Source organism: Pedobacter ginsengisoli (assembly GCF_030244015.1).
Lineage (GTDB): Bacteria > Bacteroidota > Bacteroidia > Sphingobacteriales > Sphingobacteriaceae > Pedobacter > Pedobacter ginsengisoli.
The window spans coordinates 373,727-397,806 of the sequence record NZ_JASSYX010000002.1; the positions used below are offsets into that span (position 1 = coordinate 373,727).

Annotated in this window: 22 protein-coding genes and 1 tRNA gene; 13 read left to right on the forward strand and 10 right to left on the reverse strand. The window is 44.3% G+C overall.

The annotated features are described in order from the left end of the window. Nucleotides 1-277 precede the first annotated feature (277 nt). Complete coding sequence (locus tag QEP08_RS08725; protein WP_285057342.1) at nt 278-1,141, forward strand: AMP nucleosidase; 864 nt, start codon at nt 278-280, stop codon at nt 1,139-1,141. 17 nt (nt 1,142-1,158) lie between these two features. On the opposite strand, the gene QEP08_RS08730 is transcribed toward QEP08_RS08725, so the two are convergent. The 5 genes from QEP08_RS08730 to sppA are packed head-to-tail and all read right to left on the reverse strand — an operon-like array spanning nt 1,159 to nt 6,895. After that, on the reverse strand, nt 1,159-1,662 hold the full coding sequence (locus tag QEP08_RS08730) for a SixA phosphatase family protein (RefSeq protein ID WP_285057343.1): 504 nt from the start codon (nt 1,660-1,662) through the stop codon (nt 1,159-1,161). Further along, nucleotides 1,655-2,806 (reverse strand): glycosyltransferase family 9 protein, encoded by a 1,152-nt coding sequence (locus tag QEP08_RS08735; protein WP_285057344.1) that lies wholly within the window; start codon nt 2,804-2,806, stop codon nt 1,655-1,657. The genes QEP08_RS08730 and QEP08_RS08735 overlap by 8 nt, the downstream gene beginning before the upstream one ends. A 5-nt stretch (nt 2,807-2,811) precedes the next feature. Then, on the reverse strand, nt 2,812-3,414 hold the full coding sequence (locus tag QEP08_RS08740) for a DUF4254 domain-containing protein (protein WP_285057345.1): 603 nt from the start codon (nt 3,412-3,414) through the stop codon (nt 2,812-2,814). Between the two features lie 19 nt (nt 3,415-3,433). Continuing rightward, nucleotides 3,434-5,110, reverse strand: a complete 1,677-nt coding sequence (locus QEP08_RS08745) for a DNA polymerase/3'-5' exonuclease PolX (protein ID WP_285057346.1) — start codon at nt 5,108-5,110, stop codon at nt 3,434-3,436. 9 nt (nt 5,111-5,119) lie between these two features. Next, a complete protein-coding gene (gene sppA, locus QEP08_RS08750) occupies nt 5,120-6,895 on the reverse strand; it encodes a signal peptide peptidase SppA (protein WP_285057347.1) in 1,776 nt (591 codons plus the stop codon). Between the two features lie 60 nt (nt 6,896-6,955). Here sppA and folK point away from each other — a divergent pair, with 60 nt between their 5' ends. Together folK and QEP08_RS08760 are read left to right on the forward strand one after the other, a co-directional pair. Further along, the gene (gene folK, locus QEP08_RS08755; protein ID WP_285057348.1) at nt 6,956-7,450 is read left to right on the forward strand and encodes a 2-amino-4-hydroxy-6-hydroxymethyldihydropteridine diphosphokinase; all 495 of its coding nucleotides are present in this window, start codon (nt 6,956-6,958) and stop codon (nt 7,448-7,450) included. An 18-nt stretch (nt 7,451-7,468) separates the two neighbouring features. Next, entirely contained in the window at nt 7,469-7,846 is a 378-nt protein-coding gene (locus tag QEP08_RS08760; RefSeq protein ID WP_285057349.1) for an Hpt domain-containing protein, read from the forward strand. Nucleotides 7,847-7,853: 7 nt separating this feature from the next. Here the strand turns inward: QEP08_RS08760 and pssA are convergent, their stop codons facing one another. Together pssA and rho are read right to left on the reverse strand one after the other, a co-directional pair. After that, entirely contained in the window at nt 7,854-8,546 is a 693-nt protein-coding gene (pssA, locus tag QEP08_RS08765) for a CDP-diacylglycerol--serine O-phosphatidyltransferase (protein ID WP_285057350.1), read from the reverse strand. Nucleotides 8,547-8,550: 4 nt separating this feature from the next. Beyond that, nucleotides 8,551-10,251: a transcription termination factor Rho gene (gene rho, locus QEP08_RS08770; protein WP_285057351.1), complete on the reverse strand. Its 1,701-nt coding sequence runs from the start codon at nt 10,249-10,251 to the stop codon at nt 8,551-8,553. Nucleotides 10,252-10,520: 269 nt separating this feature from the next. Here rho and pyrF point away from each other — a divergent pair, with 269 nt between their 5' ends. From pyrF to QEP08_RS08800, 6 genes are all read left to right on the forward strand, one after another. Then, nucleotides 10,521-11,351, forward strand: coding sequence for an orotidine-5'-phosphate decarboxylase (pyrF, locus tag QEP08_RS08775; protein WP_285057352.1), 831 nt, complete (start codon nt 10,521-10,523; stop codon nt 11,349-11,351). Nucleotides 11,352-11,485: 134 nt separating this feature from the next. Continuing rightward, the gene (locus QEP08_RS08780; RefSeq protein WP_285057353.1) at nt 11,486-11,707 is read left to right on the forward strand and encodes a PspC domain-containing protein; all 222 of its coding nucleotides are present in this window, start codon (nt 11,486-11,488) and stop codon (nt 11,705-11,707) included. A gap of 226 nt (nt 11,708-11,933) precedes the next feature. Continuing rightward, nucleotides 11,934-14,471 (forward strand): FtsK/SpoIIIE family DNA translocase, encoded by a 2,538-nt coding sequence (locus QEP08_RS08785; protein WP_285057354.1) that lies wholly within the window; start codon nt 11,934-11,936, stop codon nt 14,469-14,471. Nucleotides 14,472-14,488: 17 nt separating this feature from the next. Next, on the forward strand, nt 14,489-15,148 hold the full coding sequence (gene lolA1 / locus QEP08_RS08790) for an outer membrane lipoprotein periplasmic chaperone LolA1 (protein ID WP_285057355.1): 660 nt from the start codon (nt 14,489-14,491) through the stop codon (nt 15,146-15,148). Between the two features lie 39 nt (nt 15,149-15,187). Further along, nucleotides 15,188-15,952, forward strand: coding sequence for an MBL fold metallo-hydrolase (locus QEP08_RS08795; RefSeq protein ID WP_285057356.1), 765 nt, complete (start codon nt 15,188-15,190; stop codon nt 15,950-15,952). Nucleotides 15,953-15,972: 20 nt separating this feature from the next. After that, nucleotides 15,973-16,056 (forward strand) — tRNA-Leu (locus QEP08_RS08800). Between the two features lie 148 nt (nt 16,057-16,204). Here QEP08_RS08800 and QEP08_RS08805 read toward each other — a convergent pair. Further along, nucleotides 16,205-16,828: a serine hydrolase gene (locus QEP08_RS08805; RefSeq protein WP_285057357.1), complete on the reverse strand. Its 624-nt coding sequence runs from the start codon at nt 16,826-16,828 to the stop codon at nt 16,205-16,207. A gap of 311 nt (nt 16,829-17,139) precedes the next feature. Here QEP08_RS08805 and QEP08_RS08810 point away from each other — a divergent pair, with 311 nt between their 5' ends. Further along, the gene (locus QEP08_RS08810; protein ID WP_285057358.1) at nt 17,140-17,469 is read left to right on the forward strand and encodes a four-helix bundle copper-binding protein; all 330 of its coding nucleotides are present in this window, start codon (nt 17,140-17,142) and stop codon (nt 17,467-17,469) included. Nucleotides 17,470-17,592: 123 nt separating this feature from the next. Here the strand turns inward: QEP08_RS08810 and QEP08_RS08815 are convergent, their stop codons facing one another. Next, entirely contained in the window at nt 17,593-19,890 is a 2,298-nt protein-coding gene (locus QEP08_RS08815) for a TonB-dependent receptor (RefSeq protein ID WP_285057359.1), read from the reverse strand. A gap of 181 nt (nt 19,891-20,071) precedes the next feature. Then, on the reverse strand, nt 20,072-20,491 hold the full coding sequence (locus QEP08_RS08820; RefSeq protein WP_285057360.1) for a hypothetical protein: 420 nt from the start codon (nt 20,489-20,491) through the stop codon (nt 20,072-20,074). A 253-nt stretch (nt 20,492-20,744) separates the two neighbouring features. On the opposite strand from QEP08_RS08820, the gene QEP08_RS08825 reads away from it, so the two are divergent. The 3 genes from QEP08_RS08825 (at nt 20,745) to QEP08_RS08835 (ending at nt 24,079) form a co-directional block, all read left to right on the forward strand. Then, nucleotides 20,745-21,476 (forward strand): hypothetical protein, encoded by a 732-nt coding sequence (locus tag QEP08_RS08825; RefSeq protein ID WP_285057361.1) that lies wholly within the window; start codon nt 20,745-20,747, stop codon nt 21,474-21,476. A gap of 5 nt (nt 21,477-21,481) precedes the next feature. Beyond that, the gene (locus tag QEP08_RS08830) at nt 21,482-23,506 is read left to right on the forward strand and encodes a plastocyanin/azurin family copper-binding protein (RefSeq protein ID WP_285057362.1); all 2,025 of its coding nucleotides are present in this window, start codon (nt 21,482-21,484) and stop codon (nt 23,504-23,506) included. Nucleotides 23,507-23,647: 141 nt separating this feature from the next. Further along, nucleotides 23,648-24,079: a DUF2147 domain-containing protein gene (locus QEP08_RS08835; protein ID WP_285057363.1), complete on the forward strand. Its 432-nt coding sequence runs from the start codon at nt 23,648-23,650 to the stop codon at nt 24,077-24,079. Nucleotide 24,080 lies beyond the last annotated feature (1 nt).

Sequence of the window (24,080 nt, forward strand, 5' to 3'; positions counted from 1 at the left end):
AGGAGTTCTTACGACGAAGCAATCTCAAAGAAAAGTATGGAGATTGCTTCGTTCCTCGCAATGACGGGAGGGTTGAAAGCAATGACGGGAGGGTTGAATTATAGCGGTAATGAGTTGAATATAGTGATTGGAGTTGAATATAGTGATTGGAGTTGAATTAGGTGGTGTGATTATAGTGATTGGAGTGAATTATAGTGATGTGAGTGAATTATGATGATGTGGAGTTGAATAATAAGAATAGATAAAATAAGAATAGATAAAAAGAAAGGAGAAACATATGAATGAAGAAAAGGACGTAAAAAAAGATGAAGAAATCGTTTCGAAGGCGAAAAAGGTAAAAGAGGTAAATTCTCCGGTGAGGAAGGGATTGAAGAGTAAGACGGATATCGTGAATAACTGGTTGCCGCGTTATACCGGGAGGCCATTGGACCAGTTTGGGCAGTATATTTTGCTGACCAATTTTAGTCAGTATGTTTCTATGTTTTCTGAATGGAACGACAACGCGCCGATTATGGGGCTGGATAAACCGATGCAGAGTTGTACGGCCAATGGGATTACGATCATCAATTTTGGGATGGGCAGCCCGATGGCGGCGACCATGATGGATTTGCTGACTGCGATAACTCCAAAGGCGGTGCTGTTTTTGGGCAAATGCGGCGGTTTAAAGAAGAAAAATCAATTGGGTGACCTGATACTGCCTATTGCAGCGATCAGGGGTGAGGGGACTTCTAACGATTATATGCCTGCCGAGGTTCCGGCATTGCCTTCTTTTGCTTTGCAGAAGGCGATATCTACTACGATACGTGACCATTCGAGGGATTACTGGACGGGTACTTGTTATACCACCAACAGGAGAGTCTGGGAGCATGACAAGGATTTTAAAAAGTACCTGAAGACCCTGAGGGCGATGGCGGTGGATATGGAAACGGCGACTATTTTTACGACTGGTTTTGCCAATAAGATCCCGACGGGTGCTTTGCTATTGGTTTCTGATCAGCCAATGATTCCGGAGGGTGTGAAGACTGCTGAAAGTGATAGCAGTGTAACTACCAATTTTGTGGAAACGCATTTAATGATTGGGATTGATTCTTTGAAACAGCTGATCAATAATGGACTGACGGTGAAACACCTCCATTTTTAATCTGTGTCCTGGCATTTTTAATCTGTGTCCTGGCTCTTGGGGTAATCAAACAGGACCAGGGATCCTGTAGAGTGGCTGGCTTCCTGCCAGTCGTCTGTCATGAATTCGATCAGCACCGCTCCGCAGGTGGGGATGTTGTAAATGCCTGCGTCTGTGAGGTAGTTGGCAAAGTCGGTAAAACCGGGATTGTGTCCAAATAGTGCGATCTTATTGTACTTGTTGTCAAAATGATTGACCACTTTCAGCAGTGCTTTTGTATCTGCTTCGTAAACTGATGCCTCTTCTCGTATCTGCTCTGCGGGTATCTTCCATACTTGCGAGAAATGTCTTGCTGTGGTAATGGCCCTTAAGGCTGGGCTACTCACTATTAGTTCTGGTATGAATTGTTTGTAAGCAAGTCTTGCTGCCATTTCCGGTGCGTTTCTATGGCCCCTTGGGTTTAATGGCCTGTCAAAATCTGCCAGATGGGCATTCCCCCATTCTGATTTTCCATGTCTGATTAAAAGCAGCTGTTTAGTCATCGTTCAGTTTGTTTAATACTTTATTTACAACAGTTTGAGGTGCCAGATTGTTCATGCAGGCAAAATCTCCGCGATAGCAGGGAATGTTGCCGTAAACGGAGCAGGGGCGGCAGTAAAGGTCTGTCTGCACTGCATCGCTTATTGACTGGCCGTAACCTAAAAAACCTGCATAGGGGTGAGTGGCCCCCCATACGGAAACCACCGGGATATTTTTTAAGGAGGCAAGGTGCATGCCTGATGAGTCCATGCTGAGCATGAGGTCCAGGTTGGAAATGAACCTGAGCTCATCAGCAAGCTTCATCTTTTTGACTAAGCTGGTGATGTTTTGGTGTTTGGCGGACCAGGCTTCGGCTATTCTTTCTTCTTCCGCGGAGCCTCCGAAGATGAACAGTTGATGGCCGTGACCGGCCAAAGTCAGCAGTACTTCTTCTAATTTGTGTAAGGGGTAGACTTTCTGGAGGTGCTGGGCAAAAGGGCTGATACCGATCCATTTAGTACTTACCTTTGTTTTTGTCGCAGCGGTTTCTGTGATAGCGGGTTGTTCAGTCGCTAAGCGCATTGCCGGGTGCTCCGTTTCAGTTTGCTTTGCTGCTGATTGTTTTGCTGTTAGCAAATCAGCCAGTTTGGGATCCACACTGTCAATATCTGGTACTTCAGGCTGCGGTTTTTGGAGTGTATTCCGGAGCGTGAATGGGTAGCCGAGTTTTTTAAAGACATCGGCGTAGCGCTGTACGGTGAGGGGTAGCGGAATGAGTTGTTTATCGGTTTTACGGGTAAGCAGTTTTTTTTCGGCCCTGCCTTTATCAAGGATTACTGTTCTGATGCCTGCCAGGGAAAAAAAGGTGGTAAGTATCCGGCTCCGGAGGTTGTTGTGCAGGTCCGCTACGGCAGTTACATTTTGTGCTTTCAGTTCTCTGAAGAGCTTGTATAAGCCGAAAAATCCCTTGTGTTTTCCTTTTGGATCGATGCCATGAAAGCTGAGGTTGTTCATCCCCTCAAAAAAAGGACTGAAAAGATTACGGCTTACGATGAGTAGTTCTGTTTCTGGATAGGCGGCGGTAAATTCTTTTAAAACGGGCTGGACCATGGCTACGTCGCCCATGGCAGAGAAGCGTATGACTAATATTTTAACGGGCCCTGCCATTAAAATTATTTTGGGTTGTAGAGTACGGGGTTCAGACTTGGGTCGTTGTACATCTTCATCTGCTTGTAGACTTTCATGTATTTGTCGCCGTTGTGTATGTCGGTGATCAGTTCGTCAAGGCTGGTGGAGAGGTCTGTTCTTTGGGCCAGCAGGATGTTCAGCTTGTCTGTACAACTGCGTTTATGCTCTTCTGAGGCACCGGTCCTGGTGGTCTCTTCCTGCATGTGATAGATCTTGAGCGCCAGGATGGAGAGGCGGTCTACCACCCATGCAGGGCTTTCAGAATTGATCTTGGCAGTGGGTTTTGCGGTGATGTTTTTATATTCCTCCAGGAAATAGCTGTCGATGTATTCCACGACATCGGTGCGTTCCTGGTTGGAAGCATCGATGCGTCTTTTCCACTGCAGTCCTTCTGCAGGGTCGATATCCGGGTTGCGAACCACGTCTTCCATGTGCCATTGAACGGTATCTATCCAGCATTTGAGGTATAAAAGGTGCTCAATCGTGCTAATGCGATAAGGGTTTTGAATGGGCTGGTCTATGTTGTTGTGAACATGGTAGTCACTGATGGCGTCCTGAAATATCTTATTGCAAAGCTTACTAATCATTTGGTAAAGGTATGGATTACTATTTTTTATTGTGGAAGTATTGGGAGATATCTTGCAGGGAGAATGCATTTAGGCATTGCTGTGGCTGCAGACCGCCTTTTCGTGCGACCAGTATGCCATACCGCATGTCATGAAACCCTTCTGTCCGGTGTGCGTCCGGGTTTACAGATAGTAATACTCCTTTTTCCAGGGCGTAGCGGTGCCAGCGCCAGTCCAGGTCCAGCCGGAGCGGGTTGGCGTTGATCTCGATCACTACTTTATTGGCTGCACAGGCATCGATGACTTTTTTGTAGTTGATGGGGTAGCCTTTTCGGCTGAGCAGCAGGCGGCCGGTTGGGTGGCCCAATATGGTGGTATATGGGTTTTCAATGGCGGTGATGAGTCTGGAGGTTGCTTTTTCCTCATCCATTCGTAAAATGCTGTGTACGGATGCGACGACAAAGTCAAAGGTTTTGAGGATGTCATCGCTGTAGTCAAGGGAGCCGTCGTACAGGATGTCGCTTTCTATGCCTTTAAATATTTTGAAGGGTGCGAGCCTGGCGTTCAGTGCATCAATTTCCTGGTGCTGTCCGAAGATCCGCTGTTCGCTGAGCCCGTTGGCGTAAAATGCGGACTTGCTGTGGTCGCACATACCCAGGTATTCGAGCTGGAGGTGGTCACGGCAATAGAGTGCCATTTCCTCGAGGGTATGTACGCCGTCGCTCCAGGTGGAGTGGTTGTGCAAACTGCCTTTGAGGTCTTCGTATTTGATGAGCTGTGGCAGCTTTCCGGTCTGTGCGAGTTCGATTTCATTGAACCCTTCTCTGAGTTCCGGTTCGACGAAGTCGAGTCCTGCTTTTTTATAAATGGCCTGTTCGTTTTCAAAGGGACCTTCGCCGCTTATTTTAAGTACTGCTGCGACATGTTCGTCATTGCCGGTCAGTTTGAACCAGTTGAGGTAGAAGTTTGATTTTGTGCTGAGGTGGAGCCGGATTTTTAACCCGAAGGGGCTGAGGGCTACCAGTGTGTTTTCGTCCTGCCTGTCAAACTGGAGCGGCTGAAATTGTTCGATCTGGTCATAGATTTCCTGAGGTTGGCCGGCGCCTATGACAAAATCTATTTCTTCGATGATCTCCAGGCACCGCCTGTAGGCTCCTGTGACGCCCAGCAGCGGCTTGGCCGGAAACCCGTTGAGCCATATGGCCAGGTCTTCATACAGTTTATTGACCAGTGGCTCGGCCTGTGCATACAGGAATTTGCCATGGGCCGCCATCTGGAATTCGATTACTTTTTTGATCTCTTCCTGTGTCTTTAAGCCAAAGCCTTTGGCCTCGATCAGGCGGTTTTCATTGCAGGCATAATAGAGCTCGCCAATGTTTTCTATGGCCAGGTCTTTCCAGATGATCATGATCTTTTTTGGGCCTATGCCTTTGATGCCCAGCATTTCGACAATCCCATCTGGGGTTTCTTTTAGAATGTCCTGAAGCTCGGCCATGGTGCCTGTTTGCAGCAGTTCCCAGACTTTGCCGGATATACTTTTGCCCAGTCCGTCGATTTGTGCGATCTCCTCAAGGCTTTTGGTTTTTATGGCAAAGGGCAGCTTGTCTACTTTAAAGGCAGCGTTGGCTACTGATTTGATCTTGAAAGGGTTCTGGTCGTGCAGTTCCATCAGCTGTGATAGCAGGCGAAGGGTACGTGCAATGGCTTTATTTTCCATAGAATGGTATTATTGGATGACGATCTGGAATGGCATGCGGGTTTGTACGCCTGATTTTGCGATTGCCGATTTCAGCTGCTCATAAATACGGTAGCTTTCACCGAGTTCGGCTTTGGCATAATGTGTTTTTATTTTGTCGGTGCCGTCCTTAATCAGGGATTTGAGGGGACTCAGCATTTCGGGATATTCTACGATGGCGTAATCCTTTACTTTGGCTTTTTTTGCTGCGGCATTGATGGCGTCCCTGAAGCTTCCGGTGCGGTCTGCAAGGCCTATTTTAACGGCGTCATTGCCCACCCAGACACGGCCGCCGCCGATGCTGTCGATGTAGGCCTTTGATTTTTTCCGGCCGTCGGATACACGGCTGATGAAACTCTCGTATACCCGGTTTACATCGTTCTGGATGATCAGCCTTTCGCCTGCGGTCATTGGCCTGTTCACGCTCATGATGTCGGCGTACTGACCGGTTTTTACACCGTCGAATGTGATGCCCAGTTTAGTGTTCAGCAGGTTCTGGAAATTTGGGATGATGCCGAAAACACCGATGGAGCCGGTTATGGTATTTGGCTGCACGAAAATAGAGTCTGCTGCACAGGCTATGTAGTATCCGCCGGAGGCGGCAACGTCTCCAAAAGATGCAATGACTGGTTTTACTTTTTTAGCAAGTACAATTTCTCTCCAGATCACGTCTGAAGCAAGCGCACTGCCACCTGGTGAATTTACACGCAATACTATTGCTTTGATGCTGCTGTCCTGGCGGGCTTTTCTGATGCTTCTGGAGATCTTTTCTGATCCGATCGTCTCGTTGTCGCCTTCACCGCCATTGATGTCGCCGTTGGCGAAAATTACAGCGATTTTGTCTTTGCTACCGCCGTCTTTGTGGTCTGAAAGACTTTTTGCGTAGTCATTGATCGTTACGGAGGAAATGTTGTCTTTCTTCTTCTTTCCGCTTAAGGATTTGAGTTCGTCGAGAACTTCATCCTTGTACTTTAGTCCGTCAACCATCTTGTAGCTGATGGCGTCTTTGGGTTGCCGGATCTTGTAGTCGTCAGCGATCTGATGAAGCTGGATGGTATCTATTTTTCTGCTTTCCGAAATGCCCTGCAAAAACGTACTGTACAGCCCTGTCAAATAAGCGGTAACCTGTTCGCGGTTCTTATCGCTCATTTTGTCGGTGATAAAAGGCTCAACAGCGCTTTTGTAGTTTCCTACACGAATGATCTGTGCTTCTATGCCCAGTTTGTCTAAAGCGCCTTTGAAGAACATCAGTTTGGAACTCAGTCCTTTAAATTCTAAAGCGCCTTCAGGGTTCAGATAGATTTTATCTGCAACTGAGGCCAGGTAATAGGCACCCTGGGTATATACTTCGCTGTAGGCGATGATCTTTTTGCCGCTGGTTTTGAAATCTATCATGGCGTTTCTAACTTCTCTCATGGTGGCAAAGCCGGCGTTTGGAGAAGATACACTCAAATAAACACATTTGATCCTGTCATCGGTTTTCGCCTTTTCAAGGGACCGGATGATGTCGTTGAAGCCAATACTTTTTTCCCCCTCTGCGCCAATGATGGCTAAATTTGCAAAGCCGTCATGCGGTGTGCGTTCTACTATGGCCTGATCCAGATTGAGGTAAAGTACCGAATTGTCGCTGACCAAAACAGCGCCGTTGTCGTCGTCTATTGACGAGACGATGCCTGCTATTATACCGATTGCGATGGCGGAAACAATCACCAGTGAAATGATAAATCCTATGATCGTAGCAAAAACATATTTGAAAAATTCTCTCATGTGGGGGTTATATATTTAATTTGTAAATATAAATAAAAAAATACCCCTCCGGGGGCCTCTATGGAGTTGGATAATAAAAAAGTTTATTTGTTACTTGGGAGTAATCTGGGTGACAGGATGCAGCTGATCAATGCCGCGATCGGCAAAATCAGAGACAGGATAGGGGTTATTTTTAGCCGGTCATCCTTGTATGAGACTGCTGCATGGGGAAAACAGGACCAGCCTTCATTTTTAAATGTAGCATTGGGGGTCAGTACCACACTTTCTCCACTGGAGGTGCTGGAAAAGGCACTTGTTATTGAAGAAGAACTGGGCAGGGTGAGGCATGAAAAATGGGGCTCAAGACTGATAGATATTGATGTGATCCTTTATGGAGACCTGATCGTGAATGAGCCCCGCGTGCTTCAGGTACCGCATCCTCAAATGCAGCACCGGAGATTTGTTCTGGAGCCTCTGGCGGAAATAGTCCCGGATTATCTGCATCCGGTGTTAAAAAAGACGGTATCAGAGTTATTGCAAAGTTTACCGGATGATTTAACGGTTTCAAAGATTTAATTTTATAGTTTTGTTTAGATGATTGACGTGCAAAAAAATAATGAGCCTCTGGATCTTTCTTATCTGAAAGATATGTGCGGGGACAGTGTTGAATTTATTATAGAAATGATAGACCTGTTTAAAGTGCAGACACCGGTTTATATGGAAGAACTTGAGCAGGCGGTAGCGAATAAAGACTGGGCGAAAGTGTCTGCAAGTGCACATAAAATGAAGCCAACTTTTGTGTATGTGGGGAGGGAAGACGCTAAAGAATTCCTGCAAAGTATAGAAGATAATGCCAAAGAGCTTAAAAACCTCGATCAGGTGCCTGCGGATTGCGCAGAGATGGCCGCATTTACACAGATACTTTACCGGCAGCTTGACATCGCCAGGGCAGAATTGGAAGGGAGACTATAGTTTTTTATTAAGCTTCTATTGCCGGGTTTTGTCTGAAATGTATGATGGATAAGGCAATGTAAAGTACCAGGATAAATGGAACAGCTGCAAATTTTAAAAAGGGTATCAGCAAAGCGGACAGGATCAAAAAGATGTATTTGAGTTTATTGAGCTTCCAGCTGGTTGAACTAAATTTTAGGGAGAAAATCCGGATCTCACTGACCAGTAATGTACTTAGGATTGCGGTAAGTGCAAGGAGCAAAACGGTTGAACCGGTCAATGCAGGATAATCCTGCTGAATGAACGGCAATGATACCACAAACAGCGTATTCATGGGGGTATTTAAACCTATAAAGTCTTCTGTCTGACGTGTATCGATATTGAATTTGGCAAGCCTCAAAGCGGAGAAGACTGTAATGATGAAACCCAGGTAAGGCAGGTATTCTGATGTATAATCACTTTGTTTGAGCAATTGGAACATGACTGCTCCCGGAAGGAAGCCAAAACTCACCATATCAGCCAGGGAGTCCAGCTCCTTGCCAATGTCTGATTTGACGTTCAGCGCTCTTGCTGCAAGGCCGTCAAAGAAATCAAAAATACCGGAAAGTAAGACGAAGTAGGCCGCGGTTTCGAGCTGGCCGTTAAAAGCATAAACAATCCCGATGCAGCCTGAGAACAGATTTGCACAGGTTATTGCATTCGGGATGTGTTTTTTTACCATTGAATTAGCTGTTCATCGATATTAAGAACTCTTCGTTGGATTTGGTGCCTTTTATTTGTGCCTGTACAAATTCCATTGCTTCCTGGGCGTTCATGTCTGCCAGGTGGTTGCGCAGGATCCATACACGCTGTAGGGTGTCTCTGTCGTGAAGAAGGTCGTCTCTTCTTGTGCTTGATGCGGTAATGTCAATGGCCGGGAAGATCCGTTTGTTGGATAGTTTACGATCCAGCTGAAGTTCCATGTTACCGGTACCTTTAAATTCTTCAAAGATCACCTCGTCCATTTTAGAACCGGTATCTGTAAGTGCTGTTGCCAGAATGGTCAGTGATCCGCCTTTTTCAATGTTACGTGCAGCACCAAAGAAACGTTTTGGTTTGTGCAGCGCATTGGCATCCACACCACCCGACAGGATTTTTCCTGATGCTGGGGCGGTAGTGTTGTATGCTCTGGCAAGCCTGGTGATAGAATCCAAAAGGATCACTACATCATGACCGCATTCTACCAGACGCTTGGCTTTTTCCAATACGATATTGGCGATCTTTACGTGACGTTCCGCTGGTTCATCAAAAGTAGAAGCAATTACTTCTGCGCGTACGCTTCTGGCCATATCTGTCACCTCTTCCGGACGTTCGTCGATCAGCAATATGATCAGGTAAACTTCAGGGTGGTTTTTTGCAATGGCATTGGCGACTTCTTTCAGTAAATTGGTTTTACCGGTTTTAGGCTGCGCTACGATCAGACCACGCTGACCTTTACCTATGGGGGTAAAAAGGTCAATGATGCGGGTAGAGTAGTTGTTGGTCTCTGTAAACAGGTTTAATCTTTCTGTAGGGAACAGCGGGGTCAGGTAATCGAAAGGAACACGGTCTCTTACATCTGCAGGTAAACGTCCGTTGATGGTTTCCACCCTTACCAGCGGAAAGTATTTTTCACCTTCTTTCGGCGGACGGATACTTCCTTTTACTGTATCGCCTGTTTTCAGTCCAAATAATTTGATCTGGGACTGGGATACATAAATGTCATCAGGTGAAGAAAGGTAGTTGTAATCGGCTGATCTTAAAAAACCGTAACCATCAGGCATGATTTCCAGTACACCTTCGTTGGTGATGGTATTGTCAAAATCAAGATTGGAGTAGCTGTTTTCTATTTGTTTGCTGGTCTGACCAATGGTGTTGCCTTTTTGTCTGATCTCGTTATTCTGAGGTTTGTTCTTTTTATTGTCAAAGGCAGGAACTGCAGGTGCAGAGACAGGTGCCGGCGTAACTCCGGGCGCAGATTCTGCCGGATCTGTTTTAGCTACCTCAGTAATTGCTTCGGCAGACTCAAAACGGGATGGCATTTCTTCATCAACTATTATTTCAGGAAAGTTTTCAGAAGATGCAGGCTGCGGATCAAACAAAGAGGCTCTGTTGAACGGTCTTTGACTATTGCTTTCTTTTTCTTCCTCTTTGGGGATGCGGATTCTTTTTCTGGCGGGTTTTTCGGCAGTGCTTTCTTTTGCAGTTTTAGCAAGTTTTGCTTTTGGTGCTTTTGGCTCAGGTTCTTCACCCGGAGCTTCTGTGGCAGATTCCAGCTCAGCAATTTGAGCGATGATCTCCACTAGTTCAGCCTTGCGTAAGTCTTCTGCGTTTAGTATACCCTTAGTTTTTGCAATCTCACGCAGTTCCGCAGTGAGTTTTTCATTTAATTCTGTTTTATTAAACATTATATCGGTGTAGAGAATTTTTTAAAAAAGATTTTACCAATGAACCAAGCAGATTATGCTTCTAAAAAATAGTTGAAAACAAATTTTAATGAGATTTTCTGGAATGGTCAGATAAGGCTTTTTGAGAATTATGTTGCAATTGTATGTATTTGAAAACTATTCTCCAAGAAAAACTTAAAAATGTTTAAAATAAATTGCAGTAAAAAGACCGAAGGTCACATTAAATCATTGTTAAATTTGACATCTTTGCACACAAATATTACGCCCTGATGAACAAGACGCAGTTATTCGAACAGATAAAAACAAAGAGATCTTTTTTATGTGTAGGCCTTGATCCTGTATTGGAAAACATACCGAAACACCTTTTAAAGTATGAAAATCCTATTTTGGAATTCAACAAACAGATCATTGACGCGACAAAAGATCTTTGCGTCGCCTATAAACCCAACACTGCGTTTTATGAATCAATGGGTTTGAAGGGCTGGGATACTTTGATTAAAACCTGGAAATACATGCCCGGCAATATTTTTAGCATTGCTGACGCAAAAAGAGGGGACATCGGCAATACTTCGGCTATGTATGCAGATGCTTTTTTCAACGAAGAAAAGTCGGGGATGAGCTTTGACGCCGTCACGGTAGCGCCGTATATGGGCAGTGATTCTGTAGGGCCGTTTTTAAATCATGCAGACAAATGGGTGATTTTACTGGCGCTGACTTCAAATTCAGGACACAGCGATTTTCAGCTGCACAAAACTCCGCAGGGGAAACTTCATGAAGAGGTGATCCGTATTTCTTCCCAATGGGCGGGCAGTGACCAGTTGATGTATGTGGTCGGTGCGACGAGAGGTGCGGAGTTTGAAAATATCAGAAGATTGGCACCGGACAATTTCCTGCTGGTTCCGGGTGTTGGCGCCCAGGGCGGTAGTTTGCAGGAGGTATGCAAATACGGTCTGAACAAGGAATGTGGCCTGCTGGTCAATTCTTCAAGAGGGATTATTTATGCAGGTAAAGAAGAGGATTTTGCTGAAAAAGCAAGGGCGGAGGCCCTGAAGCTACAACAGGAGATGGAGCATATTTTAATTGCCGCCGGACTGGTATAAGGTACTCACAGCAGGAAATCTCCTTAGCAGGACAATGCATTCTTTTCGCAGGCGTTAATACATTAAATAATTGATGATGCTTTGGGAAAAAATGCTTAAATTGTGTATCGGAATCAAAATATTAAATAAATAAGATGTTCCAGAGAATCGTTACATTTTTTGAAAAAAGGAGTTTTGGGGTCTGTACCTACCTGGCAGAAAGGCTAAACATGTCTATCAGCAAAATCAGGCTTTTCTTTATCTATTCTTCTTTTTTGGCGGTTGGCTTTCCCATAGTATTCTATATATTGGCTGCTTTGGTACTGGATGCGAGACATTATGTGAAAAGGATCCGTCTGAGGATCTGGGATGTTTAGCAAGTAATTGCATCCAATTGCCGGGGACAAAAAAATCCCGCCTAATTATAAACTAAGCGGGATCAACCTAAAACAAAACTATCTAAAAATCAAAACTTACTTGTTTTGTATAGGTATGACTTTCAGAGCTACAAAAGGTTTAAGATTTCAGAATATTTTTTTATTGTGTAACCAAATGATACACACTTTTATCTAAGTTTGTTGATTATTAATATTAGTAACGAAAATGTCGGTAAGGGGAAACCAATTTAAGTCCAACTCATTTAGAAACGAATCGTCTGACAAGCCGGGCCAAAAAGCAGCGGGTGCCAGAAAGTTTAAGGAACATCAGGACATAATGCCGAAACTGGACCTGAAGGATGGAAGGATCGTGAAAATAGCCGGCCTGGTTTTTATTATTCTGTCACTGTATCTTCTGATTGCTTTTACTTCTTATTTGTTTACCTGGGAAGATGATTACAGCTATGTAATTGACGCCAACGGCGGCTGGAGTAACCTGTTTAAAACCTATGAGGAACTGCAGCAGGTAAATATACCACCTGTAGTACAAAACTGGCTTGGTAAGATTGGTGCTCTGCTGTCTCACCAGTTTATCTATGAATGGTTTGGCGTTGCTTCGTTTCTGTTCATTTTTGTATTCTTTGTGATCGGTTACCGGTTATTGTTCAAGGTCAGGATCTTGTCAATAGAAAAGACCCTGGGTTATAGCTTGTTCTTTCTTTTATTCGTGTCGCTGACCTTTGGATTTGGGCATGCTTTTTTGTCTGATACCCCGCATTTTCTGGAAGGTGAATTCGGATATTGGTCTAATAAACTGCTGGTGGCACAGATCGGGGTGGCAGGTGTAGGGGGATTGATCGCTTTCCTGGCATTGGCGGTCCTGATCATCGCTTACAATATTGACTTCAAATTGCCCGGAAGAAAACAACGTGCGGAAGATGGTATTGTGCCCGAGGTTCCCGGAGATATTGAACTGGAGAACGAAGTGCGTTCTGAACCGGTTGAGTTTACCCTCAATGACAGATTAGGGGCCAGTCAGCGTAAAAAGGATCAGAATATTGTCATTACTCCATCCCGTTTCGAAGAAAGGACTGAGGATGAGGAAGTAATCCCGTCTGTATTTACACCGGCTGTAAATGTAATGCATACGCCGGTGGTGGTTGAGTCTGTAGTTGCCAAAGCAGATCCGGAACTGACGATCGAGAAAACCGAGGAAGATAAGAAATCGGACGAGCTGGTAGAGCAGTTTGGAAATTATGACCCGACGCTGGACCTGGCCAGCTATAAATACCCGCACCTGGACCTGCTGGAAAATCACGGTTCAAATAAGATCTCAGTAAATTCAGAGGAGCTTGAAGCCAATAAGAACAAGATCGTGGAAACCCTGAATCATTACAATATAGAAATTGATAAGATTAAGGCCACGATAGGACCGACCGTCACCCTTTATGAGATCATTCCTGCTCCAGGTGTAAGGATCTCCAAGATCAAGAACCTGGAAGATGACATTGCGTTAAGCCTTGCTGCCCTGGGGATCAGGATCATAGCGCCTATGCCGGGGAAAGGCACCATTGGTATTGAGGTGCCTAATATGCATCCTGAAATGGTGTCAATGCGCAGTATACTGGCGACAGAAAAGTTTCAGACTACGACTATGGACCTGCCTATCGCTTTAGGAAAGACCATTTCTAATGAAGTTTATATTGCGGACCTGTCCAAAATGCCGCACTTACTGGTAGCGGGTGCAACTGGTCAGGGTAAATCGGTTGGAATCAACTCCATCCTGGTGTCACTGCTTTATAAAAAACATCCTTCGCAACTGAAGTTTGTACTGGTTGATCCGAAAAAGGTGGAGCTGACACTGTTCAATAAAATAGAGCGGCATTTCCTGGCCAAGCTTCCGGGAGAGGCGGACGCCATCATTACCGATACGAAAAAGGTAATCAATACTTTAAATTCGCTGTGTATCGAGATGGACCAGCGTTATGACCTGCTGAAGGATGCGCAGGTGAGGAACCTGAAAGAGTACAATGAGAAATTCATTAAACGCAAGCTGAACCCGAATAATTCACATCGTTTCCTGCCGTATATCGTATTGATCGTTGATGAGTTTGCTGACCTGATGATGACTGCGGGTAAGGAGGTGGAAACGCCTATAGCCAGGCTGGCCCAGCTGGCACGTGCGGTAGGTATACACCTGGTGCTGGCTACTCAGCGGCCATCTGTTAATATCATTACGGGTACCATTAAAGCCAACTTCCCTGCGAGACTGGCCTTCAGGGTACTTTCCAAAATTGATTCCAGAACCATTCTGGACAGTGGTGGTGCGGATCAGCTCATTGGAAGGGGAGATATGCTTTTGTCTACTGGAAATGACCTGATCAGACTGCAATGTGCTTTTGTCGATACGCCCGAGGTTGACCGGATCTCAGATTTCATTGGCATTCAGCGCGGCTATCCTGAGGCGTATCAGTTGCCTGAATATATTGATGAGGCTGCTGAATCCGCCAAACTTGACTTTGACCCTAACGACAGGGATTCGATGTTTGAAGATGCCGCAAGATTGATTGTTATGCACCAGCAGGGATCTACTTCGTTGATTCAGCGCAAACTGAAACTGGGCTACAACAGGGCGGGCCGTATCATTGACCAACTGGAGGCAGCAGGTGTAGTTGGGCCTTTTGAAGGCAGCAAAGCCAGGGAGGTTTTAATTCCCGATGATTACGCTTTGGAACAGTTCTTGAATGACCTGAACAACAATTGATAATTAATTCCGAAAAGATGAGAAAGAGATTAGTGTTGATGATAGCTGTTTCCTGCATTGCTTTTTTTGTGAGTGCACAGACAGAATCAAAAGATGCAAAAGCTAAAGCGATACTTGCGCAGGTAAGTAAAAAATACAGGTCTTATGATGTAGTGAAAACAGAATTCACTTTTGTACTGGACAATCAGCAGGCTAAAATTAAGGAGACCCAGCAGGGTATCCTTTTTGTAAAGGCCAACGCAAATAAATACAAGGTGGAAATGACTGGTCAGGATTTGATCAGTGATGGTAAAAGCCAATGGACTTATCTGAAGGATGATAAAGAGGTTCAGGTTTCGGACATCGACAATAGCGAGGATGCGATAAATCCGGCTAAGATCTTTACCATTTATGAAAAAGGTTTTAAGTATCTGTATACTGGCGAAACCCGGTCGGGAGGCAAGGTATATCAGATGATCGACTTGTCACCAAATGATACCAAAAGATCCTTCTTCAAAATTCGGCTGAGTATTGATAAGGTGGCTAAGCAGATCGCCAATGTGGTTATTTTTGATAAGAACGGGAATAAATATACCTATCACATCAAAACATTCACACCGAATGTTAAAGTGCCTGAAACCACATTTGCGTTCGATGCTAAAAAATATCCTGGTGTAGAGGTTGTTGATTTGAGGTAGTTTATCTAAGTTTGGAGACACGATCTTAACAAATCAATTTTGAAAATCACGTTTTTAGGTACAGGTACTTCTCAGGGAATTCCGGTTATTACATGTAACTGTGTGGTCTGCAGATCTGATGACTACAGGAATAAGCGCCTTAGGGTTTCTGTTTTGATTGAAACGGCTGATAAAACTATTGTGATTGACAGTGGCCCTGATTTCAGGTACCAAATGCTCCGGGCCAATGTGCAGAATCTCGACGCTATATTGTATACGCACGAACATAAAGATCATGTTGCCGGGCTTGATGACATCAGGCCTTTTAATTATCTGCTCAAAAAAAATATAGACATCTATGCTACGGAACGTGTTCAGCATGGTCTGAAGAAGGAGTTTTCCTACATTTTTGCAGAGGTGAAATACCCGGGGCTGCCTCAGATCGAGATGCATACCATATCTGATCAGTCTTTCTATATAGGAGAAACGAAAATCGAACCCCTTGATATCATGCATTACAGATTGCCGATATTGGGATTCAGGATCGGTGATTTTACATACATCACGGATGCGAAGACAGTGCCTGAGGAAACAGTCGAAAAGATAATGGGTTCTAAGATATTGGTAGTCAATGCGCTACAAAAAGAACACCACATTTCTCATTTTACTTTGGATGAGGCTATTGAGTTTGCGCGAAAGATAGGGGCAGAGGCAACATATTTTACACATATGAGCCATAATTTGGGTTTACATGAGGACGTGGAAAAAGAATTACCGAAAAATATCAAATTGGCCTATGATGGCTTGACATTATTCTGCGAATAAGTATATATTTGCGGAAGTATACCCGGGTGGCGAAATTGGTAGACGCGCCAGCTTGAGGGGCTGGTGCTGGCAACGGCGTGGCAGTTCGAATCTGCTCTCGGGTACTAACCAGATTCATGTTTAATTTTTTGAAGGGTTGCTCATTAAAAAGCAACCCTTTCTTGTTGACTTTCAATAGGTTGTCATGAAAAGTTCTGTCCAAAGATTTAGTTCGAAATAAACCTTGTCCCCATAACCTTAAGAGCTGAATGATCAATATGGATAGGGTTCATCCAAAAAGGCAAGCACTTTTTTGGCGAAACCTGATGAAAAAAAATTGTCACTGTTGCAAAATAGGACGAGCCCTATCCCTTGATTTTTATAAAAGTGGCAATAGGCCCTTGCGTCACCGTTGTCTCCAGAATGGTAATACCTCACTTTATCGCCGATCAGTTTGTAGGGAAAGCCAAGGCTGCGGAACAGGCCATCTCCCTCGGGCGGGAGCTGACCCTGCAGCTGTAAAAGCCGGCTGACCACAGGGTCTGTGCTATCCATTAGTTTCACCATAAACCTGGCATATCCCTCTGCATCTGTATGCAGGCTGCTTGCAGCATCAAATTGGCTGGGATCACCGTGCGGGCCGTTATCTGTCGGCCGGCCTTTGATGTGGCCAAAGGCCTTGTTCTTTCTCATCCCCTCAAGCCAGGTATAATTCATAGACCTGATATGTAATGGGTCCACTACCACCTCCTGAAAATAGCCGTTGAGATGAACGTCATCTGTACTCAAGCGATAGTTAAGGACACGTTTCAAATGCTGATAGCCTTCCCCGGAATATCCGGACTTTAGGGACAGCTGTTGCAGAAAGTTCTTATTTCGTTTCGATTTTAAGGACATTCAATTTGGTAGTTCCGATAATAATTACCTATCTTTGTCGTGAGAGCGTTAATTTAAAGCCGGGCTATTGTCTCCTGACGATGCCCGGTTTTTCTTTATTAATATTTTTCCATCTCAAATCCGCCATACAAAGCCATTTCAATAGTATGACGGACAATCAAGTTTGAAATTGGTATCCTTCTGAGTGGTTTAGATAGTATGGTATAGTTCTGTCTGAGGAATAAATCTGAAACTGAAGGGAGCTTAAGTTTTTTAAATCAATTGGTAAATGCGATTGTTAGATAAATATGGTCTAACTAAAATATACTATTATGGGATATCATGAATGGAAATCATGCATAGATTCTTGTCTGGCATGCGCAGCAGTCTGCAACTACTGTGCAAGTTCCTGCACCAAAGAAGAAGATATTCAAATGATGGCACATTGTATCGATCTGGACATGCAATGTGCCTCCGTTTGTTATACAGCTGCACAGCTCATGAGTATGGGAAGCCCGCATGCAAAAGTGCTATGCGGAATTTGCGCGGAAATCTGCGATGCCTGCGGAACAGAGTGTGGCAAGCACAATACTTCACATTGTGAAGAATGTGCTGAGGCCTGTTTGCATTGTGCACAAGAGTGCCGGAAAATGGCTGCTTAATGTATTGAGCTGTAAGTTGTATTATATCTAAAGTTGCAAGAATAAAAAATTAGTCCTGCCCGGGCCTTTCAATACCTGAGATTTAGCTGGATGTATGAAATTATAGTATTAAAAGCGAACCAGCTAAAACTCCAGCCTGTAGTTGAGCGTTGGGATGATGCCGCTCCATTTGGAGGGCTCAATGATACTTTTGCTCGAATTGTAATGCATGCCCATTGTATTCTCCTTGTTTAGCAGATTCTGAATATCCATAAGGATCATATGACTCACTTTTTTACTGTTGATGCGGTAACTTGCTGAAAAGTCTACACGCATATAGGGTTCGGCCGTCAGGGTATTGATCTTGTTCTGGTCAATGACCTCTTCATCAAGCCGTATCGATTCTTCCACCAGAACCGGTGTATAACGCCTTCCACCTGCATAAATAAGCTTTCCGTTTAACCCAAATAAATTGTTCCTCCGGGTTTTCCATTCTTTACCCAACAATAAGTTGCCAACATAGCGGGTGTTGAAGGCAGTATTAAACTCCTGCTTACTTAGCGCTTCAAATTTTGAGTCAAAAAGAGAAGAAGTGACCATAAAATAATATCCCCTGCTTAGTGATTTTTCAAGTGAAAGCTCTACACCGTAATTCTTTCCTGTGCCTTTGTTGACCAGTGAACGGTAAGCAGAAGAAGATATGGCAGAGTTGTCCGACTCATTGAGCAAAGAAAAATTCACCGCAGGGTCGGCAGACACCGGAACATTGTACAAATGCTGATAGTAAACTTCTGTTTTAAATTTCAGGCTGCCGCCGAATAATTTTTCATAACCAAGTACGGCCTGGGCAGATTTAGTTGGTTCCAGTTTATTGGCTGATGTTTCATTTACTTTTTCTGACGACACCGCACTTTTGGCAAAATAATAAGAAAGCGGTTCCAGCCGACTGTATAAGCCCGCGCCGAATGACAGTTGCTGATCGGCAGGCAGCTTTATGTTCAATCCCACACGCGGTTCAATGGTCCAGCTTTTACTCATGTTAAAGTAATTTGTATGCAAACCGGTATTTAGCGTTAACCTGCTGCCCAGTTCTGCTTTATGCTGGACAAAAGCGTCATAACTGCTCGTATTTCCCTTTTGGTTGATGAGCTCTTTCAGCGCTTTTAGTTCCGTATTGTATTCCTGCCCGTAAAGGTTGTAACTTAAAAAACTGGCGTTAACACCCGTACAGATCACGTTGCTGCTGTTGATGTTATAATTGACTGTGCCAGCATAACGAACAGCCGTATTGGTATACAGATTTCTGTCAGAAAGGCTGCTGCGGTAGTCACGGTCGAGGGTGTCAATACGGTTGGAGCTTCGGTTTCCTGAAATGGAAATCACATTGTTAAAATAAAGCTTGCTGCTGGCAATATAGAGGTGTTTTAACCCGGTACTACCAGCGTTGTAGCCAAATCTGATGTCTTGACCGTCCATTCTTTCTTCCCATTTGCTATAGTCACGCTCTGCATCTTTACTGAGTTTGCTCAATCCCCCGATTCCGAAAAGTGAAAAAGTTCCTGCTTTTTTTGTCGGAAATACAAAATTAAAGGACAAATCCTGATATTTTGGTACTCCTTCATCTGAGACTTTAACACCTACCTTTTCCAGCAGGCTTAGCGAAGAATAACGATAGCTGATCAGGTAAGAAGAACTGCCGCCTTTTTTAAACGGTCCTTCCAGTGTAGCTCCGGCACCCAGGATGCCAATATTAAAAGCGTACTCGCGCTTGTCGGTATTTCCTTTCCTGAATTTCAAGTCGAAAACACCAGACAAGGCATTGCTGTATTCTGCGGCTAAGCCTCCGGTGTAGAAATCAGAAGTACTTAAGACTGTGGTATTGATCATGCTCACGGCACCACCCGAAGCTCCTTCGCTGCCAAAATGGTTGGGGTTTATAATTTCTATTCCTTCCAGCCGCCACTGCAGGCTCTTTGGTGAGTTGCCTCTCACAATGATTTCATTGTCATCGCCACCGGCAACCACACCTGCAAAACTCTGAGCCATGCGTGCAGGATCAAAGAAAGCACCTGCATACCGGTTCGTTTCCTCAGGTGAAAACGATCGCCCGCTGGTTAAAGCCATTTGGTTAATGGGCTTTTTGCCTGCACCAGCATTGATCACCACCTCATTGAGTTTATTGTTTTGGGCATCCAGTTCCAGATTGAGTACCAGTTCTTTACCGCTGGTGATCAATAATTCAGCAAGCGTTACCTGCTGATAACCCACCAGGCTTGCCTGGAGTATCTGACGGCCCAAAGGTACATTGACCAGGCGGAACGTCCCGGTGATGTCGGTACTTACGGGTTTTACGCCGGGACTTGAATTGAGCACGACTGTTACACCCTGAAGCGGAAGTTTCGTGGACCTGTCGGTCACCGTTCCTTTAATGGTTTGCTTCAAGACATGTTTGTTAGATATTGTAATGGAATCTTTGTTTTGGGCAATAAGATGAAGACCTTGTAAAAGAAGTGCCAAAAGGAAAACCGGGAGAAGTTTCATAGTCATTTATGGATTTGTTTCTCCTATGACAACCGGTTTGGTGTTTACCCCCACGCAGGGGATAAAATAATTATTTACTCTGTTATTTTAACCTAACATAACCCGACGTAAATCCATCGTAAACATTATCTGCTATAGTCAGCGAATCATTTCTTAAGGTGATGATGCTGCCCCTGTTATGCGGATCGGCTGCCGCGTTAAATTGTACGGCATTTTCCTCTTTGCCGGAATAAATGCTTTTGAGTCTGGTGAGCGTATAAGTACCCTGCACTTTGACCTCATTGTTTTCCGATCTTAAAAAAGTGTTGTCTCTTTTAAATTCAAGAACAATAGCCACTGCAGGATCTGCCTTTTGAGATTTGCCGGCATAACCGCCGCTTTTTCCGGTGTATTTCCATTTTCCAAGCAGTTGTTTTTTGACATCAGGAGTTTCCTGTTCTTTTTTGCAGGTAGAGGAGCTGAGCAGCATAAATGCCAAAATTGTATAGATCGTAACTTTCATATTTTATATAACGTTAAAATCATTTAACGCGCTACAAAAATTAATGCTATATTTTTCTATAAATTTATTCGTATAATCTCCGAAACCCTAAAAAGACTTGAATTTCTATGCAATAACATCCCGCCTCTTTCAGTCGGAATTGGCGGACAAATGCTTTCATTAAAACAGATGGTTGATTATTAAAGATCTTTTATATATTTACTGTGCAATCGATTGTATTGTGGCCGTATAACCAAAATCTTAAATTATGAACATGTGTAAACGAATAATGTGTAGCCTGGCGTTTTTTTTCTCCTGCGCAAGCTATACTCTGGCCCAAACCGCCAGTCCATATATCCTCACCGTTGGAAGTAAGCCTTATTTATTGCGCAGCTACCTGATGTTTGAAGGCAAAAAACGGACACATGTAATCTCTGTCGGTACTCCGGAAAAAGTAAGTTATTCTTACGACCTTAAGCAGGGTGCTTTATTGCAGGTTTGGCGCGGACAGTTTATCGATGTGACAGAAATGTGGAAGGACAGGGGAGAACCTCAGCTGGCCAAGCCATTAGGTAATGTATTGCCGCTTTCTGCTGCTCCGGCTATTGCAACTCTGGCCGATAAAGATGCTGCATGGCCAGATTCTATAGCATTTGATGACTTTCAGAACAAGGCTTATGTATTGGACAAGAACAGAATGCCCACTTTTTTATATTCTTCAAATGGTGCTGATGTCAGTGACAAAATCGCGGTGCGAAGTGATGGAGCGTCCATTGACCGGACCATAAGTGTAAGCAACAGCAAGGGACTCCTGTATTGCAGGCTCGCAGCGGCTCCGGTTATAAAAGCGGCAGAAGACAATATTTATAGTGTTGGAAATAAAGCTTACTCGGTGAAAGTGCCTGCTGATGCTAAGGCTTTCATCAGGACAACAAAAAATGGTCAGGAGCTGCTTGCTCCATTGGCCAAAGGCACTGCTTCATTAACTTATTCGCTAATCTGGTAATCAAAATGAAACACTCGAAATACTTACTGTCTTTTTTATTGACGGGCGCTTGCATGATGACAGCAGTTGCGCAAACAGAAAATCAAATATTTCCAATTGTTACGGTTCCTATTCCTAAAGAAATAGCCCTTGAAGTGGGTGGAATGACTTTTTTACCTAATGATGAACTGGCTGTGGCTACCCGCCGCGGCGAAGTATGGATCATTACCAATCCATATATGAAAGGCGGACAGCAACCCAAATACCGCTTATTTGCCCATGGTATGCATGAAGTGCTTGGCCTGAATTACATTAAAGGAGATCTGTACCTGACCCAGCGCGCCGAGCTTACACGTCTCCGCGATCTGGACGGCGATGGCGAGGCTGACGAATACCGTACAATGTACTCCTGGCCACTATCGGGCAATTACCATGAATATGCCTATGGGCCTATGCTGGACAAGGACGGCAATATGGTAGTTACGCTAAACTTAGGCTGGATCGGTTTTGGAGAGAGTTTGTCTAAATGGCATGGCTGGATGCTGAAATTTACTCCTGATTTTACAATGAAACCTTTTGCTACAGGTTTCCGTTCGCCCGCGGCTTTCGAAATGAACGGCAATGGTGATATATTTTATGCAGAGAACCAGGGCGACTGGGTTGGCTCTGGTAATATTACTCATGTGGCAGAGGGCGATTTTGTGGGAAATCCGGCAGGTTTGATCTGGGCTGATCAGCCCGGCTCTCCGGTCAAGCTTCGTAAAAAAGATATTCCGGATACAGGTGAACCGAAATACGAGGTGGCCAAAAGGGTGCCAGGACTAAAGGCTCCCTCGGTTTGGATCCCGCATTCTATTATGGGCAATTCGACTTCCGGTATCCTGAATTATTCAGATCATGGAAATATGGGGCCTTTTAAAGGACAACTTTTTGTTGGTGATCAATCTCAGAGCAAGATCAGCCGGGTATTCCTGGAAAAGATCAAAGATGTATATCAGGGAGCGGTGTTTCCATTCCGGGAAGGTTTTTCATCGGGCATATTGAGGATGAACTGGGGCTCTGATGGCAGTATGCTGGTCGGCATGACTTCCAGAGGATGGTCATCGACGGGAAAAGAAGAGTATGGCCTGCAGCGTTTGACCTGGTCTGGTGTTGTGCCTTTTGAGGTGCAGACTGTAAAGGCGCAGCCTGATGGTTTTGAACTGGAATTTACCATGCCGGTAGATGAAAAGACTGCCCGTAATGCCGGATCTTACCAGCTCTCAACCTTTACCTACAAATACTATCACATTTATGGAAGCCCGGCAATAAACCAGTCTGCACGTAACATCAAGGCAATCGTAGTTTCTCCCGATCATAAACGTGTGCGTTTGGTGCTGGATAGTTTAAAAGAAGGGTATATTCATGAGATCAGAACAGCAGGACTGAGGTCGGAAAGCGGCAATATTCCTTTGCTTCACAATTATGCGTATTATACCTTAAACAGGATTCCAGATGGGGAAAATCTTGAGGTTACGGCTGAAAATAAACCAACTGGCGAAATGGTGGCCGGTAAAAAAGCCGGAGCAGCGAATCATGACCATATGGGCAACATGTCTGCGGCTGCCACAGGCAAAGTAACCGGCAGTACAGCCGCTGAAAAACACGTAATTAAGCAGCCGGCAAGCTGGAAAAATGGCCCTGATAAGACCATTTTACTTGGAACTAAACCAGGCTTAAAGTTTGATATCACCAATCTGACGTTAAAAGCCGGCACCAAAGTGAAACTGACTTTTGCCAATACAGATGATATGCTGCACAATTTTGTGCTGACTGCTCCTGGATCGGGCAATCTGGTAGGGGAAATGGCAACGAAGATGGGACTGGATGGTGAAAAGTATAATTTTGTCCCCAATAGTGTTAAAGTTTTAGCACATACTACTTTATTGCAGCCTGGAAAATCAGATACCATTTATTTTACCGTACCCAAAACACCAGGTATATATCCTTTTATCTGTACTTATCCCGGCCATTATATGGTCATGAAAGGACAGATCAAGGTACTGAAATAAAACACATTGTTTTTCGGTTTGTTATTGATCCGTCAGGTGCGTTGTAATTGCCGGCTGAACTGGATGGAGTCGTAAGGAATCGGACTATTTGTTTTTCTGCCGGACATTATGCATTTTGTATTGCTATTCATAAAGTTTGCCATGAAACACTTGTCTCTTCTAATGCTTTTTGTTGCGTCTTCTTTCTCAGCTTATACCCAGGATAAGGATGCTATTCTTGGCAAATGGATCAATTCAACCGGTGAAGCCCATGTCATGATATACAAAAGGTCTGATAAATATTTTGGTAAGATCGAGTGGATCAAGGACCAGAAGGGAACAGAGGGCACGACGAAAACTGACTTAAAAAACCCGGATCCCGCTTTAAGAAAACAGCCTATTCTAGGTATGGAGATATTAAAGAACTTTGTTTATGAGAATGGAAAATGGACCAACGGAACCATATATGACCCTAAATCGGGTAAAACTTATAGCTGTAACATGAGCATTAAAGATAATGGAAACTTGAGCATGAGGGGCTATATCGGTATATCTTTAATCGGCAGGTCTGAGATCTGGAAAAGAGTTAAATAGT

Excerpts from the sequence above, each read along its gene's own strand:
- QEP08_RS08725 (WP_285057342.1), top strand. The coding sequence starts at position 278 with ATGAATGAAGAAAAGGACGTAAAAAAAGATGAAGAAATCGTTTCGAAG.
- QEP08_RS08730 (WP_285057343.1), bottom strand. The coding sequence starts at position 1,662 with ATGACTAAACAGCTGCTTTTAATCAGACATGGAAAATCAGAATGGGGG.
- QEP08_RS08735 (WP_285057344.1), bottom strand. The coding sequence starts at position 2,806 with ATGGCAGGGCCCGTTAAAATATTAGTCATACGCTTCTCTGCCATGGGC.
- QEP08_RS08740 (WP_285057345.1), bottom strand. The coding sequence starts at position 3,414 with ATGATTAGTAAGCTTTGCAATAAGATATTTCAGGACGCCATCAGTGAC.
- QEP08_RS08745 (WP_285057346.1), bottom strand. The coding sequence starts at position 5,110 with ATGGAAAATAAAGCCATTGCACGTACCCTTCGCCTGCTATCACAGCTG.
- sppA (WP_285057347.1), bottom strand. The coding sequence starts at position 6,895 with ATGAGAGAATTTTTCAAATATGTTTTTGCTACGATCATAGGATTTATC.
- folK (WP_285057348.1), top strand. The coding sequence starts at position 6,956 with ATGGAGTTGGATAATAAAAAAGTTTATTTGTTACTTGGGAGTAATCTG.
- QEP08_RS08760 (WP_285057349.1), top strand. The coding sequence starts at position 7,469 with ATGATTGACGTGCAAAAAAATAATGAGCCTCTGGATCTTTCTTATCTG.
- pssA (WP_285057350.1), bottom strand. The coding sequence starts at position 8,546 with ATGGTAAAAAAACACATCCCGAATGCAATAACCTGTGCAAATCTGTTC.
- rho (WP_285057351.1), bottom strand. The coding sequence starts at position 10,251 with ATGTTTAATAAAACAGAATTAAATGAAAAACTCACTGCGGAACTGCGT.
- pyrF (WP_285057352.1), top strand. The coding sequence starts at position 10,521 with ATGAACAAGACGCAGTTATTCGAACAGATAAAAACAAAGAGATCTTTT.
- QEP08_RS08780 (WP_285057353.1), top strand. The coding sequence starts at position 11,486 with ATGTTCCAGAGAATCGTTACATTTTTTGAAAAAAGGAGTTTTGGGGTC.
- QEP08_RS08785 (WP_285057354.1), top strand. The coding sequence starts at position 11,934 with ATGTCGGTAAGGGGAAACCAATTTAAGTCCAACTCATTTAGAAACGAA.
- lolA1 (WP_285057355.1), top strand. The coding sequence starts at position 14,489 with ATGAGAAAGAGATTAGTGTTGATGATAGCTGTTTCCTGCATTGCTTTT.
- QEP08_RS08805 (WP_285057357.1), bottom strand. The coding sequence starts at position 16,828 with ATGTCCTTAAAATCGAAACGAAATAAGAACTTTCTGCAACAGCTGTCC.
- QEP08_RS08810 (WP_285057358.1), top strand. The coding sequence starts at position 17,140 with ATGGGATATCATGAATGGAAATCATGCATAGATTCTTGTCTGGCATGC.
- QEP08_RS08820 (WP_285057360.1), bottom strand. The coding sequence starts at position 20,491 with ATGAAAGTTACGATCTATACAATTTTGGCATTTATGCTGCTCAGCTCC.
- QEP08_RS08825 (WP_285057361.1), top strand. The coding sequence starts at position 20,745 with ATGTGTAAACGAATAATGTGTAGCCTGGCGTTTTTTTTCTCCTGCGCA.
- QEP08_RS08830 (WP_285057362.1), top strand. The coding sequence starts at position 21,482 with ATGAAACACTCGAAATACTTACTGTCTTTTTTATTGACGGGCGCTTGC.
- QEP08_RS08835 (WP_285057363.1), top strand. The coding sequence starts at position 23,648 with ATGAAACACTTGTCTCTTCTAATGCTTTTTGTTGCGTCTTCTTTCTCA.